Origin of the sequence: Nocardia sp. CC213A, assembly GCF_030766805.1 — a bacterium.
Lineage (GTDB): Bacteria > Actinomycetota > Actinomycetes > Mycobacteriales > Mycobacteriaceae > Nocardia > Nocardia otitidiscaviarum.
On record NZ_JASFXA010000027.1, the window covers coordinates 33,470 to 50,059 of the forward strand.

Genomic DNA, 16,590 nt, shown 5'->3' on the forward strand with positions numbered 1-16,590 from the left:
GGCGAGGCATGGAAATCTCGAATGTTCTGGTTGCCAACCGCGGTGAGATCGCGCGCCGGGTATTCGCCACCTGCCGTCGCATGGGTATCGCCACCACGGCCGTGTACTCCGACGCCGACGCCGCCTCCCCGCATGTGGCCGAAGCCGATGCCGCCGTGCGTCTTCCGGGCAATACTCCCGGCGAGACCTATCTGCGCGGTGAGCTGATCATCGAGGCCGCGCTCTCGGCCGGTGCCGACGCCATCCACCCCGGCTACGGATTCCTCTCCGAGAACGCCGAATTCGCCAAGGCGGTGCAGGCGGCTGGGCTGGTGTGGATCGGCCCGCCGGTCACCGCCATCGAGCAGATGGGCTCCAAGGTCGAGTCCAAGAAGATGATGGACGCCGCCGGGGTGCCGGTGCTGAAGCAGCTGGACCCGGCCGAGGTCACCGCCGACATGCTGCCGGTGCTGATCAAGGCGTCGGCCGGTGGCGGCGGGCGCGGTATGCGCGTGGTGCGCGACCTCGCCGACCTGAACGATCAGATCGAGGCGGCCCAGCGCGAGGCCGCGTCGGCCTTCGGCGATCCGACCGTGTTCTGCGAGCGCTACCTGGAGACCGGCCGCCATATCGAGGTGCAGGTCATGGCCGACACCCACGGCACCGTGTGGGCGGTGGGCGAGCGCGAGTGCTCGATTCAGCGGCGGCATCAGAAGGTGGTGGAGGAGGCCCCCTCCCCGCTGGTGGAGAAGATCGACCGCCTGCTCGCGTCAGACCCGGAGGCGGTAGCGGAATCGAGCGAGAGCCAGCCGGATGGCTGCCAGTTGAGGGCGGCGGTGGGAGACGGGCGGGCCCACGGAGGGTCCGCGAGCGGGCGAGATGGGCACGGCATGCGGGCGCGGCTGTTCGAGGCGGCGCGGCTGGCATCCGAGGCCATCGGCTACGAGGGTGCGGGCACCGTCGAGTTCCTGGCCGACGAGAAGGGGGAGTTCTTCTTCTTGGAGATGAACACCCGCCTCCAGGTGGAACATCCGGTCACCGAGCAGACCACCGGCCTGGATCTGGTGCGCCTGCAGTTGCAGGTGGCGGCCGGACGCCCGCTGCCCGCGACGCCGCCCGCCCTGCGCGGCCACTCCATCGAGGTGCGCCTCTACGCCGAGGATCCCGCGCAGGACTGGCAGCCGCAGAGCGGTACCGTCCATGCGCTCGACATCCCCGGCACCGCAGGCGAATTCACCGTGCTCACCGAGCCGGGCGTGCGCCTGGACAGCGGTGTGGTGGACGGTTCGGTGGTGGGCGTGCACTACGACCCCATGCTCGCCAAGGTCATCTCCTACGCCGAAACCCGGGACGAGGCGGCGCATCTGCTGGCCTCGGCCCTGCAGCGGGCCAAGATCCACGGCCTGGTGACCAACCGCGATCTGCTGGTGCGGGTGCTGCGGCATCCGGCCTTCCTGGCCGGGGACACCGATACCGCCTTCTTCGCCACCCACGGCCTGGACGCGCTCGCCGCCCCGCTGGCCTCGGAAAGCGCTGAGACACTGTCGATCACGGCGGCTGCCCTGGCCGACGCCGCCGCCAATCGCGCCGCCGCGCGGGTGGGCGGCGGGCTGCCCAGCGGCTGGCGGAACCTGCCGTCGCAGCCGCAGTCCAAGTCCTACGAGAGCCGGGTGACCGGCAAGCACGAGGTGCGCTACCGCCTGACCCGCGCGGGTCTCGAGGTGGACGGGCTGCCGGGCCTGGAACTGGTGGACCTCACCCCGAACACCGTGGCGTTGCGCATCCCCGGCGAGCGCGGCGCGGTGCTGCGCCGCTTCGAGGTGGCCCGCTACGGCGATCTGGTCGCCGTCGACTCCCCGCTCGGCCCGGTGACCGTGCGGCGGCTGCCGCGTTTCGAGGATCCGGCCGACCAGGTGGCGGAGGGCTCGCTGCTGGCACCCATGCCGGGCGCGGTCATCCGCCTCGGCGCGGAGCTCGGCGCACGGGTGGAGAAGGGCCAGCCCATCCTGTGGCTGGAGGCCATGAAGATGGAACACGCCATCGCCGCCCCCACCGCCGGTACCCTCACCGAACTGAACGTCGCGGTCGGTCAGCAGGTCGACGTCGGCGCTGTGCTCGCCGTTGTGCACAACGAAAACCAGGAGTAGGCAATGAGCTTCATCGAAACCGACGAACAGAAGGCGCTGCGCGCGGCGGTGGCCCAACTGGCCGCCAAATACAACTACCGCGACTACGTACGCGCCAAGGCGTTGCGGAACGAGCCGCTCACCGAACTCTGGGACGAGGCAGGCGAACTCGGCTTCCTCGGCGTGAACCTGCCGGAGGAGTACGGCGGTGGCGGCGCGGGCATCTACGAACTCGCGCTGGTGCAGGAGGAGCTGTCCGCGGCGGGTGCGGGCCTGCTGCTGATGGTGGTCTCGCCCGCCATCTGCGGCACCATCATCACCAAGTACGGCACCGAGGAGCAGAAGCTGAGCTGGTTGCCGCGCTTGGCCGACGGCACCGCCAAGATGGTCTTCGGCATCACCGAGCCGGACGCGGGCTCCAACTCGCACAAGATCACCACCACCGCCCGGCGCGACGGCGGCGACTGGATCCTCAACGGCCGCAAGATCTTCATCTCCGGTGTGAACCAGGCCGAGGCCGTGCTCATCGTGGCGCGCACCGAGGACGCCAAGACCGGCAACCTCAAGCCCGCGCTGTTCATCGTGCCCGTCGACACCCCCGGCTTCGTGAAGAACCGGCAGGAGATGGACATCATCGAGCCGGACAGCCAGTACACGCTGTTCCTCGACGACGTGCGACTGCCCGCCGACGCCCTGGTCGGCCAGGAGGACGCGGCCATCGCGCAGCTGTTCGCGGGCCTGAACCCGGAGCGCATCATGGGCGCGGCCATGGCGGTCGGCATGGGCCGCTACGCCATCGACCGGGCGGTGGAGTACGCCAAGGAGCGCCAGGTGTGGAAGACGCCGATCGGTGCGCACCAGGGCATTTCGCATCCGCTGGCACAGGTGAAGATCGAACTGGAGCTGGCCAAGGTCATGATGCAGAAGGCCGCCGTGCTCTACGACTCGGGCGACGACTTCGGGGCCGCCGAGGCCGCCAATATGGCGAAATACGCTGCCGCCGAAGCCAGCATCAAGGCGCTCGATCAGGCCATCCAGACCCACGGCGGTTCCGGCCTCACCTCCGATGTCGGTCTGGCGGGCATGCTCGCCGCCGCGCGCATCGGCCGCGTCGCCCCGGTCAGCCGGGAGATGATCCTGAATTTCGTCGCCCAGCACTCGCTGGGCCTGCCGAGGTCGTACTGACATGACCGATACCGAACCCACCCCGGAAACCACGCCGGTCGTCCGCTACGAGGTGCGCGACGGCTTCGCGGTGCTCACCCTGGATTCCCCGCACAACCGCAATGCCCTGTCCTCGCGGCTGGTGGCCGAACTGCTGGACGGGCTGGAGCGGGCGGGTGCGGACGAGGCCGTGCGCGGTGTCGTCCTGACCCACACCGGCACCACCTTCTGCGCCGGTGCGGACCTGAAGGAGGCCCTCGACGCCGATCCCGCGGCGGCCGCCGACATCCGCACCCGCTGGGCGGTCCAGGTGTTGCGGCGCATCCTGGAACTGCCCAAGCCCGTGGTGGCGCGGATCGACGGCAACGTGCGCGCGGGCGGGATGGGCATCGTCGCGGCCTGCGATATCGTCGTCGCCGGTCGCGGCAGCAGCTTCGCCCTCACCGAGGCGCGGCTGGGCCTGGCCCCGTTCATCATCTCGCTCACCCTGCTGCCGCGCATGACATCGCGGGCGGCGGCGCGGTACTTCCAGACCGGTGAGACCTTCGACGCCGACACCGCCGAGCGCATCGGCCTGATCACCATCGCCGCCGACGACGCGGCGGCGGAGGTGGCGCGGCTGTGTGGTGAGCTGCGCAAGGGGTCCCCGCAGGGGCTGGCCGAGAGCAAGCGGCTCACCACCGCCCACATCCTGGCCGAATTCGATCGCAGCGCCGACGACCTGGCCAAGCGCTCGGGCAGCTGCTTCGGAACCCCCGACGTGATCGAGGGCATGACGGCCTTCTTTCAGCGGCGGCCACCGCGCTGGGCAGAATAGCGGCCATGGCGACACCTCACGAACCCAAGCAGGACCGCAGCCGGGCCACCCGGCAGCGGCTGCTGGAGGCGACCATCGACTGCCTGGCCGAGCTGGGCTGGGCGGCCGCCACCGTGGCCGTGGTGGCCGAACGCGCCGGGGTGTCGCGCGGGGCGGCCCAGCATCATTTCCCCACCCGTGAGGATCTGATCACCGCGGCCCTGGAGTACATGTTCGAGTCGCGGATGACGCAGTCGAAGAGCGAGGCCCTCGCCCTCGGCGAGGTCGCCGAGGGTGCGGGCCGCACCCACGCCGTGGTCGTCTCCCTGGTGGAGTCCTACACCAGCCCGCTGTTCAAGGCGGCCCTCCAGGTGTGGACGCACGCCGCCGCCGATCCGGCCCTGCGGGAGCGCATCGTCCCCATGGAGGCCCGCTTCGGCCGCATCTCGCACCGGATGGCCGTGGAGGCGCTCGGCGTCGACGACTCCGACCCGGTCACCCACCACCTGGTCCAGGCCACCCTGGACCTGGCCCGCGGCCTCGGCCTAGCCGACGTGCTCACCGACGACTCGCTGCGCCGCAAGGAGATCGTGCAGCAGTGGGCCAGTACGCTGCACAACGCACTGCACCCGCCGTCCTGACCCAGCGCGCGGCGGTCGGCCCTCGGAGTTCGCATGCCGCCGTGTCACACTCGCGCACGCCCCGTCGTCAACTCGGTGAACCCGACGGACGAAGGAGCACAGCAATGAACGAGACCATGCGGATCGCGGTGGCCGGTGCGACCGGGCGACTGGGCCGCCATGTGGTGGATGTGCTGAAGGAACAGGGCCACGAGGTGGTGGCATTCTCCCGCGCCAACGGCGTGGATGTCGAGACCGGAGCGGGCCTGGAGGAGGCGCTCGCGGGCGTGCGAGTGGTCATCGACGCCTCCAGCACGCCGTCCGACGACCAGCACATCGCCACCGAGTTCTTCACCGCCGCCGCGCGCAATCTCCACGCCGCGGGCCGCAAGGCAGGCGTCGAGAAGCTGGTCGTGGTGTCGATCATCGGCATCGACAACTCGCGGGCCGGTTACAACGCCGCCAAGCTCGCCCATGAGCGGGCGCTGCTCGAAGGCCCGCTGCCGGTGCAGATCCTGCGCGCCGCGCAGTTCCACGAACTGGTCGAGGTCATGGTGCAGTGGGGCACTCGGGGCGAGGTCGCGCACTTGCCGAAGATGCGCACCCAGCTGGTCGCCGCGCGCACGGTCGCGGAGGCGCTGGTCGACCTGGCGATCAAACCCGCGCCGGTCGCCACCGGCCCCTTCCTCGAGGTCGCTGGTCCGCGGGCGGAGACCATGGCGGGTGCGGCGGCCGCGCTCATGGCCAAGCGCGGCAGCGGTGTTCGGATCGTGGAGGTCAGCGACCCGGAGAATCCGGATCGTGAGCAGTTCGAAGACGGCACCCTGCTGCCCTCCGCGCACGCCTACCTGGCCGGGCCCTCGTTCGCGGAATGGCTTGCGGCCCGGACAGCCTGATCACCAGCCGAAAACCTCGGCGATCTGGATGGATTCGTCATCCCAGCGGTGTTCGATGGCTTCCCGCTCCCGCTCCGGGAGGGCGGGGCTCCAGCCCGATCGACGCCAGAATGATTCGCGGTGTTCGTCGCTGAGCGGGAGCGGACGCTGGGGTAGGGGACAGGTCATGGTGACATTTCCGGAAATCGCTGGTGCGGTCTTCAATTCAGCGTAGGGGGTGATGCGCGTTGGATATGGCGAAATCAATCCCGGTGGACACGACGACACCCCCGCCCGGATGGACGGGGGCGTCGTGTGTTGCCGATTACGCCGATGTCGGCTGGGTCAGGTCGTAGACCGTCACCCCGTCGACCTCCTCCGCGGTGAAGTTCGCCGCGATCCAGGCGGTGACCTTCGAGCTCTCCGAATCCGCGGAACGGCCTGGGCCGCCGCCGTTTCCGCTGCCGGTGAGGAAGTAGTGGATGCGGCCCTGCGCCACATACCGCTGGAACTGCTCCAGCGTGGGTGACGGGTCGCTGCCATTGAAGCCGCCGATGGGCATGACGGGAAGCTCCGTGGCCAACTGGTATCCCGCCGCACTGTTGGAGCTCACGGTCGCGGCGACCCAGGTGTAGGCGTCGCCGTCGGCCAGCAGCAGAGCGGTGAGCCGCTCGCTCGGCTCGCTCGCCCCCATGACCCCACCCGCCGGACCGCCACCCATCGCGCCGCCTGCCGGACCGGCGCCCGGCGCACCATCGGCCAGGCCCCCGCCGGTAGCGCTCGGATTCCCCTGCGCGCCAGCACCGTCGGTCGCGCCGCTGGACAGTGTGCCGTCCGGACCGGGAGGTGCAGCTCCGCCACCCGGCGGCGGGAGTTGCTTGCCGTTCGGCGCTGCGGGTGTGCCGCCACCGGCCGCACCATCAGTGCGGCCATCGTCCATGGCCTGGCGACCGCCCGGCCCGCCGTGCCCCGGGCCGAAGCCGCCGCCGACGTCCGGACCGGCGGTCGGGATCGCACCCTGATGCGCGCTGGCCAGGGTGTCCACCGTGTAGGCGACCGGGCCCGCGAGCCCGACCGTCAGGGCGAGTGACGCCGCGGCCAGGGACAGCCGGCGGGCGGGAACCAGCATCAGCACGGTGGCCGCGATGCCGCCGATCAGGATCGTCCAGCGCAGCCACGGCACGAAATCGGCGCTGCGGGACAACAGCATCCAGGCGGTGGCGGTGCTGAGGCCGACGGCCAGCGCCAGCGCCACCCGCACCCAGGCGACTTCGCGCCTGCGCCAGAGCTGCACCGCGCCCGCACCCACCAGTGCCGCCACGGCCGGTGCCAGCGCCACCGTGTAATACTGATGGAAGATCCCCTGCATGTAGCTGAACACCAGCCCGGTCACCAGCAGCCAGCTGCCCCAGAGCAGCAGTGCGGCCCGCTGTGGGTCGGTCCGGGAGACCTTGCCGCGCAGCGCGATTCCGGCGAGCAACAGCACGAGTGCCGCCGGGATGAACCAGGCGATCTGGCCGCCCTGCGCCGGGTCGAACAGCCGGGTGATGCCGGTGCTGCCCCACATGCCGTTGCCGCCCGCCGGTAGTTCACCGCCGGGTCCGATGCTGCCGGTCTCGTCGCCGTTCAAACGGCCCAGACCGTTGTAGCCCAGTGTCAGTTCGATGATCGAATTGTGCTGCGAGCCACCGAAATACGGCCGGTCGTCGGCGGGCCACAGCTGGGCGATGAGCACCCACCAGCCCGCACCGGCGACCATGGCGAATCCGGCCGCGAACAGTTGCGCGATGCGTTTCCCGAGCCGCGGCGGACCCGCGATCAGGTAGGTCAGCGCCAATGCGGGCACCACCAGCAGCACCTGCAATTGCTTTGCCAGGAAGCCCAATCCGATGAACAGCCCGCACAACAGCAGCCATCGCCAGCGGCCGGACTCCACCGCTCGCAACATGGCCCAGGCCGCCGCGATCATGAGGAACACCAGCATGGCGTCCGGGTTGTTGAACCGGAACATCAGGGCCGCGACCGGCGTCACGGCCAGCGCGATCCCGGCCAGCAGCCCCGCGCCCGGACCGAAGTACCGCCGCACCGCCGCCCACAGCAGCGCTACCGAACCCACGCCCAACAACAGCTGCGGCAGCAGCATGCTCCAGCTGTGCAGCCCGAATATCCGCACCGAGATCTCCATGGGCCACAGCGACAGTGGCGTCTTGTCCACGGTGATGGAGTTCGCGGCGTCGGAGGAGCCGAAGAAGAACGCCTTCCACGACCGCGAACCCGCCTGCACCGCGGCCGCGTAGAAACTGTTGGCCCAGCCGTTGGCGGTGAGATTCCAGAGGTAGGCGAGCGCGGTGCCGACCAGCAGCACCGCCAGCGCCGGATAGTCCCAGCGCGGGACGCGGGGTGTGCGCGGTTCGGGGGCTTGCGCCGGGTGTCGGGGCCGGGCGAGTGTCGCGGTCATGCGCGCGCTCCTTCCGGCCGCGTGTGCTCGGGCGTATTCCGGAACACCCAGCGCAGTCCCACGAAACGAGCAAGGGTGGCAATGAGATTGGCGGCCACCAATACCAGCAGTTCCACGTGCACCGATGTGCCCGGGGCCCAATGGTGCAGGGCGAAAAGCGATCCCGAGGTCACCAGCAGCCCGAACCCGAAGATGGCCAAGCCCTGGACGTGATGGGAGACGGCCCGGGTCGCGCCGCGCACCCCGAAGGTGAAGGCGCGGTTGGCGGCGGTATTGCCGACGGCGGTGACGAGCAGCGCCAGGAAATTGGCGGGCTGCGGTCCGGTGATCGGTTGCAGCGCCACATACAGCAGCAGATAGGCCAGGGTGGAGACCACGCCGACGATGCCGAACCGCACCAGCTGTCCGACCATGCCCAGCGGTACCCCCTCCACCAGCGGTTCGCGTCCCACGGCGGCCCGCAGTTCGTTGATCGGCAGCCGTCCGGTGGTGAGCGCGCGACCGACCCGCCAGATCCCCAGCAGGTCCTTGCGCGCGGTGTCCACGATGTCCACCCGGCTGTCGGGATCGTCGATCCAGTCCACCGGCACCTCGTGGATGCGCAGACCGGCCCGTTCGGCGATGACCAGCAGTTCGGTGTCGAAGAACCATTCACCGTCCTGCACCAGCGGCAGCACCGCCCGCGCCACCTCGGTGCGCATGGCCTTGAATCCGCATTGCGCGTCGGAGAATCGGGCGTGCAGCGAGGTGCGCAGGATCAGGTTGTAGCAGCGCGAGATGAACTCCCGTTTGGGTCCGCGCACCACCCGCGACGAGGCCGCCAGCCGGGTGCCGATCGCGACGTCCGAGTGCCCGGACACCAGCGGCGCGACCAGCGGCAGCAGCGCGTTCAGATCCGTGGACAGGTCCACGTCCATATAGGCGACCACCCGCGCGTCCGACTCCTGCCACACGGTGCGCAGTGCCCGCCCGCGCCCCTTGCGGTCCAGATGCACCACCCGAACCCCGGCCAGGCTCGCGGCCAGCTGCCGTGCGACGAGCAGTGTGCCGTCGGTGGAGGCGTTGTCCGCGATGGTGATTCGCGTCGTGAACGGAAAACTCTCCCGCAGGAAGGCGTGCAGCCGCGCCACGCACGGCCCGAGATCACGCTCCTCGTTGTACACGGGCACGACCACGTCGACAACGGGCGTGGTCACAGCCCCGGCTGATTCCGCCGCCCGAACGGCGGTCATGGTGTCGGTCATGCCGACCACGCTCGCGCCCGACACTGGGCCGTCCCTGCGCCCGGCCTGGGAGGTTGCTGGGAGCCGGACTACCCGGCCCTGCTCGGAACTCCTCGCCGAACGCCGGTGTCAGAGCTCGTGCAGCCGCCACAGCGGGGACACCGGCCCGTGCCCCGCTCCGAGGTCGTAGGCCGCCTCCAGGCACCGCCGCGTCCATTCCTTGGCGAAGGCGAAGGCGTCCGGCACCGGGTAGCCGTGGGCGAGGGCGCAGGCCAGCGCGGCCGCCAGGGTGTCGCCGCCGCCGTGGTCGTTGCCGGTGGCGATGCGCTCGGCGGTCAGCTCGTGGAATTTCTCGCCGTCGAACAGCAGGTCGGTGCTATAGGCGGAGCTGCGCAGATGGCCGCCCTTGACGATGGCCCAGCGGGGGCCGAGGGCGTGCAGCGCCTCGGCGGCGCGGCGCGCGCTGCGGTCGTCGACGACCTCCACGCCGGTGAGGAGCCGCACCTCGTCGAGATTGGGGGTGACCACGGTGGCCAGCGGGAACAGGGTGTAGCGCACCGCGTCGAGGGCCTCGGCGTGCAGCAGCGGATCACCGTGCATGGAGGCCGCCACCGGGTCCACGACCAAGGGGATGTCCCCGCCGCCGCCGATGCCGACCTCGCGGCACACCCCGGCCACCGCCTCGATGATGGCCGTGGAGGCGAGCATGCCGGTCTTGGCCGCGCCGATACCGATATCGGTCACCACGGTGCGCACCTGATCGGCCACGATCTGCGGCGGAATCTCGTGAAAACCGCTGACGCCCACGGTGTTCTGCACGGTTACGGCGGCCACCGCCACGCAGGCGTGCACTCCGCACAGGGCCATGGTGCGGCTGTCGGCCTGAATTCCGGCCCCACCGCCGGAGTCGGTTCCGGCAATGGTCAGCACACGAACCGGAGTCTTGCCATTGGGCGTGAGCGGTAGCAGTTCCACGCCGCTGACCCTACGCGGAGCCGCCGCGTGGAGGCGTGGGTCATCCGGCCACCGTGCCTCGTCCCCCGTGGGCCGACGATGCGCCGGGCGGACGGCGTCGGAGCGCGTGGGACGCGGGCGGGGTTCGGTGGGGCGACCCGCTCACCGTAAATGAAAACGGTTATCATTAACAGGTGACCTCAGCCCAGACCCGCCCCCTGCCCGTGACCGTGCTCTCCGGCTTCCTCGGAGCCGGGAAGACCACCCTGCTCAACCACATCCTCGCCAACCGCGAGGGCCGCCGCGTGGCCGTCATCGTCAACGACATGAGCGAGGTGAATATCGACGCCGCCCTGGTGGCGGGCCAGGGCCACCTGGACCGGACCCAGGAGAAGCTGGTCGAACTCACCAACGGCTGCATCTGCTGCACGCTGCGCGAAGACCTCATCGAATCGGTCGGCAAGCTCGCCCGCGAGGGCCGCTTCGACCAGTTGGTCATCGAATCCACCGGCATCTCCGAACCCATGCCGGTGGCCGCCACCTTCGAATGGGAATTCGAGGACGGTTTCACACTCGGCGACATCGCGCGCTTGGACACCATGGTGACCGTCGTCGACGCCTCCACCTTCCTGTCCGAGGTGGTGCGCGGTGAATCCCTCGAGCAGCGGGAGATGCAGGCGGGGGAGGGTGACGCCCGCACCATCTCCGATCTGCTGGTGGATCAGGTGGAGTTCGCCGACGTGCTGATCATCTCCAAAACCGATCTGGTGAGCGCCAATGCCGTCGGCAGCGTGGAGGCCACCATCCGCCGCCTCAACCCCAAGGCCAAGATCCTGCGCGCGGTCAAGGGTTCCGTCGATCTCTCCGAGGTGCTCGACACCGGCCTGTACAACCCCGACCTGGCCGCCGAAACCGCGGGCTGGGAGGAGGAATTGGCGGGCGGGCACACCCCCGAGACCGAGGAGTACGGCATCCGCAGTCTCACCTACACCGCCGACCGCCCCTTCCACCCCGAACGCCTGGACGCGGCGCTGACCCAGCTGCGCGGACTGTTGCGCAGCAAGGGATTCTGCTGGATCGCCAGCCGCCCCGAGCTGGTCGCCATCTGGTCGCAGGCCGGCCCGAACCTCACCTTCGAACCGGCCGCCTTCTGGTCCTCGCTCGAGGAGCAGCCGGGCTCGGAGATCGTCTTCATCGGCGTGAAACTGGACCGCGAGCGGGTGCGCACCCTGCTGGACGAGGCCCTGCTCACCGATGCGGAACTCGCCGCGGGACAGCGAGCGTGGGTGAACTACGCCGATCCGTTCCCGGCCTGGGGCGAACTCCACTCGCACGCCTGAGCGCCGGCGGGGCGAGCGGCGAGAGCTCGCCCCAAGTTATGGTGCGGGTACCATAACCATATGGGCTTGAAGAAGACGACGGTCATGGTCGATGAGGCCGATCTCGAGTTGGTGAAGAAGGCCGCAGCGCGCGAAGGGCGGCCGGAATCCGAGTACTTTCGTGAGGCCTTTCACCTGGCCGCGATACGTACTCGGCGATGGGACGAGGTGTGGGATATCCCGGTTCTCGACTACGGGCATGCCGTGACGGCGGATGAGATCGACAGCGTTGTGCGAGAAGCGATCACCGATACCGAAGCCGACGCTGGATGATACTGATCGGCGATACCTCCGGTCTGATCGCCGCATTCAACTCGGCGGATCCTGAGCACTCCGACGCGCGCGCCGCGCTGCAGCAGGCGGCACTGACCGTCGTCTCGCCTCTCGTCTTGCTCGAAGTCGAACACGTCACCACTCGCAATCTCAACCGCCGCGCCGCGTACGCGGTCAATGACTGGTTGCTGGCGCAAGAGCGCATCGGGCGCATCGAAGTGCCCGCGGTGTCCGCAGATCTGCTGCGGGTCGCGCGCAAGGTGCAGGACAGGTACTTGACCCTGCGCTTGGATCTCACCGACGCCACCAATGTCTCGCTTGCCGAACGGTACGAAACGGTGGAGGTGTTGACGCTCGACCGTCGCGACTTCCGTGCGATCACGCCCCTCACCGGTCATAGCGCCTTTCGTCTGCTGCCCGACGATCTCTGAGCGTGCCGTGCCCCACGACGCCCCCGCTGCGCGCTGCGCTGTAACGGATTCGGCCCGCACCCCGGAGGGTGCGGGCCGTGAATATCTCCGCTCAGCGGAACTGCGCGTAGAACTCCGTGATCTCGCCCGCCATCAGCTTCGGGGCGGCGTGGTGCAGGTAGTGGCTGAATACGTCGTGGGTCTTCCAGGACACGATGTTGTGGTCGCGGTCGGCGAACCGGCGGATGCCGTGGAAGTCGCCGTTCGACCCGCTCAGGGCCATGGGCACGGTGGTCGGCTCGGTCGGCTGCTCGGCCCGCGCGTTCTCGAAGTAGATGCGGGTGGACGAACCGGCGGTGCCGGTCAACCAGTGGATGGCGATATGGGTGAGCACGAAGTCGTCGTCCAGATCCGGGCCGAGCAGCTGGCCGAGCCAGCCCACCAGCCCGGCAGGCGAGTCCATGATGGCGTGCGCCAGGGTCTGCGGCTGCTGGGAGTGCAGGATATTGAAGCTCATCTTGTTCTTGGCGAACCAGTCCAGCGTCTCCAGCGCCTGCGCCTCGCTGTCGGTGAGATCGGCCATCTCCGCCGGATCGCCGGACGGGAATGAATACACCTGCGCCACATGTGATCCCACCATGTGCTCGGCATCGATCCGGCCCAGTTCGGCGGAGATCGCGGATCCGGCGTCATTGCCGACCGCACCGTAGCGCTGGTATCCGAGTCGCCGCATGAGCTCCGCCCAGGCGGTGGCGATACGGGTGTTGTCCCAGCCCGATTCGGTGGTCGGACCGGAGAAGCCGAACCCCGGGATGGACGGGATGACCAGATCGAAGCCCGCCGCGGTGAGCGGTTCGATCACGCCGAGGAACTCCACGAAGGTGCCCGGCCAGCCGTGGGTGAGGATGAGCGGGAAGGCCTGCTCTCGCTCGGAGCGCACATGCAGGAAATGGATGTCCTGACCGTCGATCTCGGTGATGAACTGCGGGTACTCGTTGAGCTTCGCCTCGACCTCGCGCCAGTCGAATCCGCCCTGCCAGTGCTCGACCAGGTGCCGCACCCGATCGACGCTCACGCCGTAGGTGTCACCGGAGCCCGGGATCTGGTCGGCCCAGCGGGTGCGGGCCAGGCGGTCGCGCAGATCGTCGAGGTCGGCCTGCGGAACCTCGATGCGGAAGGTGCGGATGGCGGTGGCGTTCATGATTCTCTCCCGGTTTGGAACGGAATGCTTCGTTCTGTTCAAACTATAGCGGAACGGATCATTCCGTTCAAGTGTTATGCTGAAATCATGACCGAAACCGCCGAAACCCCAGCTCAGCGCGCACTGCCGGGCCGCAAGGCGCAGGCCGCCCGCAACGACGAACTCATCCTCCGCGCCGCCCGCGAGGTATTCCTCGCCGATGCCACCGCTCCGATCGCCGCTGTCGCGGAACGCGCGGGCGTCGGTATCAGTGCCCTGTACCGCCGCTACGCCAACAAGGAGGCGCTGCTGCGCACGCTCTGCCACGACGGCCTGCGCCGCTACAACGCCGAAGCCGAGGCGGCGCTGGCCGACTCCGACGGTTGGCAGGGCCTGGTGGGATTCCTGCAACGCGTGGTGGATGCCGACGTGCATTCGCTGACCGTCCACCTGGCGGGCACCTTCACCCCGGACGAGTCGATCTTCCCGGATGTGCAGCGATCCGCGGAGCTGAACGAGGAGCTGATCCGCCGAGCGCACGCGTCCGGCACCCTGCGCGCGGATGCGACCGTGGCCGATCTCGGACTCGTTCTCGAGGCGTGCGCGGCCGTCTCCCTGCCGGACCCGGACCGGACCGCGCAACTGCGCCGCCGCGTCCTGGCCATGCTCGTGGACGGGCTCGCCGCCTCGGGAAAACTCCCCGGCCCGGCGCCGCGGCCGGGCGAATTCGCACAGCGCTGGCAGCCGAAGCGCTGACATTCGCGCATCGGACACACCGAATCGAGCGGGAACGACCACTTTCGCCCGCCCGTCGCGTCCATAGTGGTGACAGCTGTCCGCCCCGCAGGAAGGCTCGAGCCATGAACTGGACCCTCGAGGTCGTGATCGTCCCGGTATCGGATGTGGATCGCGCCCTGGACTTCTACGCCCGCCAACTCGGCTTCACCGTCGACCACGACACGCATATCGCCGAGGGCATGCGGGTCGTGCAACTGACCCCGCCCGGCTCCGGCTGCTCCATCGTCATCGGGGAGGGCGTGGTGCCCCATATGGAGCCGGGCTGCCTCAAGGGCCTGCAACTGGTGGTGCCCGATCTGAAGCGCGCCCACGCCGAACTGGTGGAGCGCGGCGTCCCCGTCAGCGATATCGAGGTGGTCGGCGTGAATCCGTCCCCCACCGCCGACCCGCTCGACAATGTCGGCTTCATCTACTTCGACGACCCGGACGGCAACAGCTGGGGCGTCCAGCAGATCTCCGCGCGGGCCTGAGCGCCCGGCCCGCAGCGGCTGCGGGCCGGGCGTGCGCGGCTACGAGACGACCGGCAGGTACACCTGCTTGCCGCTGGCCGCGAACTCGGCGGACTTCTCGGCCATGCCCGCCTCGATGGCCGCCACATCGGTGAGGCCCTGCTTCTCGGCGTACTCGCGGACATCCGCGGAGATGCGCATGGAGCAGAACTTCGGGCCGCACATGGAGCAGAAGTGCGCGGTCTTGGCGGGTTCGGCGGGCAGCGTCTCGTCGTGGTACTCCCGCGCGGTGTCGGGGTCCAGCGACAGCGCGAACTGGTCGCGCCAGCGGAACTCGAAGCGGGCCTTGGACAGCGCGTCGTCGCGGGCCTGCGCGCCCGGGTGGCCCTTGGCGAGGTCGGCGGAGTGGGCGGCGATCTTGTAGGTGATCACGCCGACCTTCACGTCGTCGCGGTTGGGCAGGCCCAGATGCTCCTTCGGCGTGACATAGCAGAGCATGGCGGTGCCGGCCTGGGCGATGATGGCCGCGCCGATGGCCGAGGTGATGTGGTCGTAGGCCGGGGCGATATCGGTGGCGAGCGGGCCCAGCGTGTAGAACGGGGCCTCCTCGCACCATTCCTCTTCCAGGCGAACGTTTTCCACGATCTTGTGCATGGGCACGTGGCCCGGGCCCTCGATCATCACCTGCACGCCATGGGATTTCGCGATCTTCGTCAGCTCGCCGAGGGTCCGGAGTTCGGCGAACTGCGCCTCGTCGTTGGCGTCGGCGATGGAACCGGGCCGCAGGCCGTCACCGAGGGAGAAGGTGATGTCGTACTTCGCCAGAATCTCGCACAGCTCAGCGAAATTCGTGTACAGGAACGACTCCTGGTGATGCGCCAGACACCACGCCGCCATGATGGAACCGCCGCGCGAGACAATGCCGGTGACGCGCTTGGCGGTGAGCGGGATGTAGCGCAGCAGCACGCCCGCGTGCACGGTCATGTAGTCCACGCCCTGCTCGGCCTGTTCGATGACGGTGTCGCGGTAGATCTCCCAGGTGAGCTTGGTGGGATCGCCGTTCACCTTCTCCAGCGCCTGGTAGATCGGCACGGTGCCGACCGGGACCGGGGAGTTGCGCAGAATCCACTCGCGGGTCTCGTGGATGTTCTTGCCGGTGGACAGGTCCATGATGGTGTCCGCGCCCCAGCGGGTGGCCCACACCATCTTCTCCACCTCCTCGGCGATGGAGGAGGAGACGGCCGAGTTGCCGATATTGGCATTGATCTTCACCGCGAACTTCTTGCCGATGATCATCGGCTCGGATTCGGGGTGGTTGTGATTGGCCGGAATCACCGCCCGCCCGGCGGCGACCTCGTCGCGCACGAGTTCGGGGGAGACGCCCTCGCGGGCCGCGATGTAGTGCATCTCCTTGGTGATGATGCCCGCGCGAGCCCAGGCCAGCTGGGTGCGCGGGCCGGGCACGTCCGGCTTGGCCCAGGCGTCGCGCAGCTTGGGCAGGCCCGCCTCCACGTCGATGCTCGCGCTGGAGTCGGTGTACGGGCCGGACGTGTCGTACACGTCGAAATGCTCACCATTGGTGAGGTTGATGCGTCGCACCGGAATGCGCAGCGTCGTGCCGTCGGCCTCGAGCTGCTGGTAGTGCTTGACGCTGCCTTCGATAGGACCGGTGGTCACCGTGTCCACCGGCGCGGACCGGCCGTTCGTGGACGCGACTCGATCAGGTGACATTGTGAATCCTCCCTACGCCGGCATTACCCGGTCAGGTTCATACGGTCGACGGCCCACTAGCCGTCCTCTCAGCCCGCTGGTGCGAGCCCCCGTTGGCATGCGAATAGATAACGCTGCCGACCATACCGGTCCCGCGTGAGTCGCGTCACGAGACCGCCGCGGGCGGCGGATACCC

General features: G+C 69.1%; 16 protein-coding genes and 1 riboswitch. Of the genes, 10 read left to right on the forward strand and 6 right to left on the reverse strand.

What is annotated here, in order from left to right; all coding sequences use genetic code 11:
- The first annotated feature begins 8 nt into the window (after positions 1-8).
- From QJS31_RS33570 to QJS31_RS33590, 5 genes are all read left to right on the forward strand, one after another.
- Complete coding sequence (locus QJS31_RS33570) at positions 9-2,126, forward strand: biotin carboxylase N-terminal domain-containing protein (protein WP_282779314.1); 2,118 nt, start codon at positions 9-11, stop codon at positions 2,124-2,126.
- A 3-nt stretch (positions 2,127-2,129) separates the two neighbouring features.
- The gene (locus QJS31_RS33575) at positions 2,130-3,290 is read left to right on the forward strand and encodes an acyl-CoA dehydrogenase family protein (protein WP_282779312.1); all 1,161 of its coding nucleotides are present in this window, start codon (positions 2,130-2,132) and stop codon (positions 3,288-3,290) included.
- Between the two features lies 1 nt (position 3,291).
- Positions 3,292-4,086 (forward strand): enoyl-CoA hydratase family protein, encoded by a 795-nt coding sequence (locus tag QJS31_RS33580; protein WP_282779310.1) that lies wholly within the window; start codon positions 3,292-3,294, stop codon positions 4,084-4,086.
- A 5-nt stretch (positions 4,087-4,091) separates the two neighbouring features.
- Positions 4,092-4,706: a TetR/AcrR family transcriptional regulator gene (locus QJS31_RS33585; protein ID WP_282779308.1), complete on the forward strand. Its 615-nt coding sequence runs from the start codon at positions 4,092-4,094 to the stop codon at positions 4,704-4,706.
- 104 nt (positions 4,707-4,810) lie between these two features.
- Positions 4,811-5,581 carry an SDR family oxidoreductase gene (locus QJS31_RS33590; protein ID WP_282779307.1) on the forward strand — a complete coding sequence of 257 codons (771 nt, stop codon included), beginning with the start codon at positions 4,811-4,813 and terminating at the stop codon, positions 5,579-5,581.
- Here the strand turns inward: QJS31_RS33590 and QJS31_RS33595 are convergent, their stop codons facing one another.
- The 4 genes from QJS31_RS33595 to thiD form a co-directional block, all read right to left on the reverse strand.
- Positions 5,582-5,749 carry a hypothetical protein gene (locus QJS31_RS33595; protein WP_282779306.1) on the reverse strand — a complete coding sequence of 56 codons (168 nt, stop codon included), beginning with the start codon at positions 5,747-5,749 and terminating at the stop codon, positions 5,582-5,584. It lies immediately after the preceding gene.
- Between the two features lie 136 nt (positions 5,750-5,885).
- Positions 5,886-8,018 carry a glycosyltransferase family 39 protein gene (locus QJS31_RS33600; protein ID WP_306358624.1) on the reverse strand — a complete coding sequence of 711 codons (2,133 nt, stop codon included), beginning with the start codon at positions 8,016-8,018 and terminating at the stop codon, positions 5,886-5,888.
- Entirely contained in the window at positions 8,015-9,250 is a 1,236-nt protein-coding gene (locus QJS31_RS33605) for a bifunctional glycosyltransferase family 2/GtrA family protein (RefSeq protein WP_282779318.1), read from the reverse strand. Before QJS31_RS33605 ends, QJS31_RS33600 begins: the two co-directional genes overlap by 4 nt.
- 120 nt (positions 9,251-9,370) lie before the next feature.
- Complete coding sequence (gene thiD, locus QJS31_RS33610) at positions 9,371-10,216, reverse strand: bifunctional hydroxymethylpyrimidine kinase/phosphomethylpyrimidine kinase (RefSeq protein WP_282779304.1); 846 nt, start codon at positions 10,214-10,216, stop codon at positions 9,371-9,373.
- Between the two features lie 173 nt (positions 10,217-10,389).
- Between thiD and QJS31_RS33615 the strand changes: the two genes are divergently transcribed.
- From QJS31_RS33615 to QJS31_RS33625, 3 genes are read left to right on the forward strand one after another with little or no spacing between them, the layout of a single operon-like run.
- Entirely contained in the window at positions 10,390-11,535 is a 1,146-nt protein-coding gene (locus QJS31_RS33615) for a GTP-binding protein (RefSeq protein ID WP_282779302.1), read from the forward strand.
- 60 nt (positions 11,536-11,595) lie between these two features.
- A complete protein-coding gene (locus QJS31_RS33620) occupies positions 11,596-11,847 on the forward strand; it encodes a ribbon-helix-helix protein, CopG family (RefSeq protein ID WP_039817850.1) in 252 nt (83 codons plus the stop codon).
- Positions 11,844-12,278 (forward strand): PIN domain-containing protein, encoded by a 435-nt coding sequence (locus tag QJS31_RS33625; RefSeq protein WP_306358625.1) that lies wholly within the window; start codon positions 11,844-11,846, stop codon positions 12,276-12,278. Before QJS31_RS33620 ends, QJS31_RS33625 begins: the two co-directional genes overlap by 4 nt.
- 91 nt (positions 12,279-12,369) lie before the next feature.
- Here QJS31_RS33625 and QJS31_RS33630 read toward each other — a convergent pair whose 3' ends face one another.
- The gene (locus QJS31_RS33630; protein WP_306358626.1) at positions 12,370-13,458 is read right to left on the reverse strand and encodes an epoxide hydrolase family protein; all 1,089 of its coding nucleotides are present in this window, start codon (positions 13,456-13,458) and stop codon (positions 12,370-12,372) included.
- 87 nt (positions 13,459-13,545) lie between these two features.
- Between QJS31_RS33630 and QJS31_RS33635 the strand changes: the two genes are divergently transcribed.
- Both QJS31_RS33635 and QJS31_RS33640 read left to right on the forward strand, forming a co-directional pair.
- Complete coding sequence (locus QJS31_RS33635) at positions 13,546-14,193, forward strand: TetR/AcrR family transcriptional regulator (protein ID WP_282779289.1); 648 nt, start codon at positions 13,546-13,548, stop codon at positions 14,191-14,193.
- Between the two features lie 104 nt (positions 14,194-14,297).
- Entirely contained in the window at positions 14,298-14,705 is a 408-nt protein-coding gene (locus QJS31_RS33640; protein WP_039817845.1) for a VOC family protein, read from the forward strand.
- Between the two features lie 39 nt (positions 14,706-14,744).
- On the opposite strand, the gene thiC is transcribed toward QJS31_RS33640, so the two are convergent.
- Positions 14,745-16,415, reverse strand: coding sequence for a phosphomethylpyrimidine synthase ThiC (gene thiC / locus QJS31_RS33645; RefSeq protein WP_282779286.1), 1,671 nt, complete (start codon positions 16,413-16,415; stop codon positions 14,745-14,747).
- Positions 16,408-16,518: riboswitch (TPP riboswitch) on the reverse strand. (Overlaps the previous gene by 8 nt.)
- Between the last annotated feature and the right edge of the window lie 72 nt (positions 16,519-16,590).

What these genes read in the sequence shown, in the direction of transcription:
- QJS31_RS33585 (WP_282779308.1), top strand. Translation starts at nt 4,092, where the DNA reads ATGGCGACACCTCACGAACCCAAGCAGGACCGCAGCCGGGCCACCCGG.
- thiC (WP_282779286.1), bottom strand. Translation starts at nt 16,415, where the DNA reads ATGTCACCTGATCGAGTCGCGTCCACGAACGGCCGGTCCGCGCCGGTG.
- QJS31_RS33590 (WP_282779307.1), top strand. Translation starts at nt 4,811, where the DNA reads ATGAACGAGACCATGCGGATCGCGGTGGCCGGTGCGACCGGGCGACTG.
- QJS31_RS33635 (WP_282779289.1), top strand. Translation starts at nt 13,546, where the DNA reads ATGACCGAAACCGCCGAAACCCCAGCTCAGCGCGCACTGCCGGGCCGC.
- QJS31_RS33605 (WP_282779318.1), bottom strand. Translation starts at nt 9,250, where the DNA reads ATGACCGCCGTTCGGGCGGCGGAATCAGCCGGGGCTGTGACCACGCCC.
- QJS31_RS33570 (WP_282779314.1), top strand. Translation starts at nt 9, where the DNA reads ATGGAAATCTCGAATGTTCTGGTTGCCAACCGCGGTGAGATCGCGCGC.
- QJS31_RS33595 (WP_282779306.1), bottom strand. Translation starts at nt 5,749, where the DNA reads ATGACCTGTCCCCTACCCCAGCGTCCGCTCCCGCTCAGCGACGAACAC.
- QJS31_RS33630 (WP_306358626.1), bottom strand. Translation starts at nt 13,458, where the DNA reads ATGAACGCCACCGCCATCCGCACCTTCCGCATCGAGGTTCCGCAGGCC.
- QJS31_RS33600 (WP_306358624.1), bottom strand. Translation starts at nt 8,018, where the DNA reads ATGACCGCGACACTCGCCCGGCCCCGACACCCGGCGCAAGCCCCCGAA.
- QJS31_RS33620 (WP_039817850.1), top strand. Translation starts at nt 11,596, where the DNA reads ATGGGCTTGAAGAAGACGACGGTCATGGTCGATGAGGCCGATCTCGAG.
- QJS31_RS33625 (WP_306358625.1), top strand. Translation starts at nt 11,844, where the DNA reads ATGATACTGATCGGCGATACCTCCGGTCTGATCGCCGCATTCAACTCG.
- QJS31_RS33575 (WP_282779312.1), top strand. Translation starts at nt 2,130, where the DNA reads ATGAGCTTCATCGAAACCGACGAACAGAAGGCGCTGCGCGCGGCGGTG.
- QJS31_RS33580 (WP_282779310.1), top strand. Translation starts at nt 3,292, where the DNA reads ATGACCGATACCGAACCCACCCCGGAAACCACGCCGGTCGTCCGCTAC.
- QJS31_RS33640 (WP_039817845.1), top strand. Translation starts at nt 14,298, where the DNA reads ATGAACTGGACCCTCGAGGTCGTGATCGTCCCGGTATCGGATGTGGAT.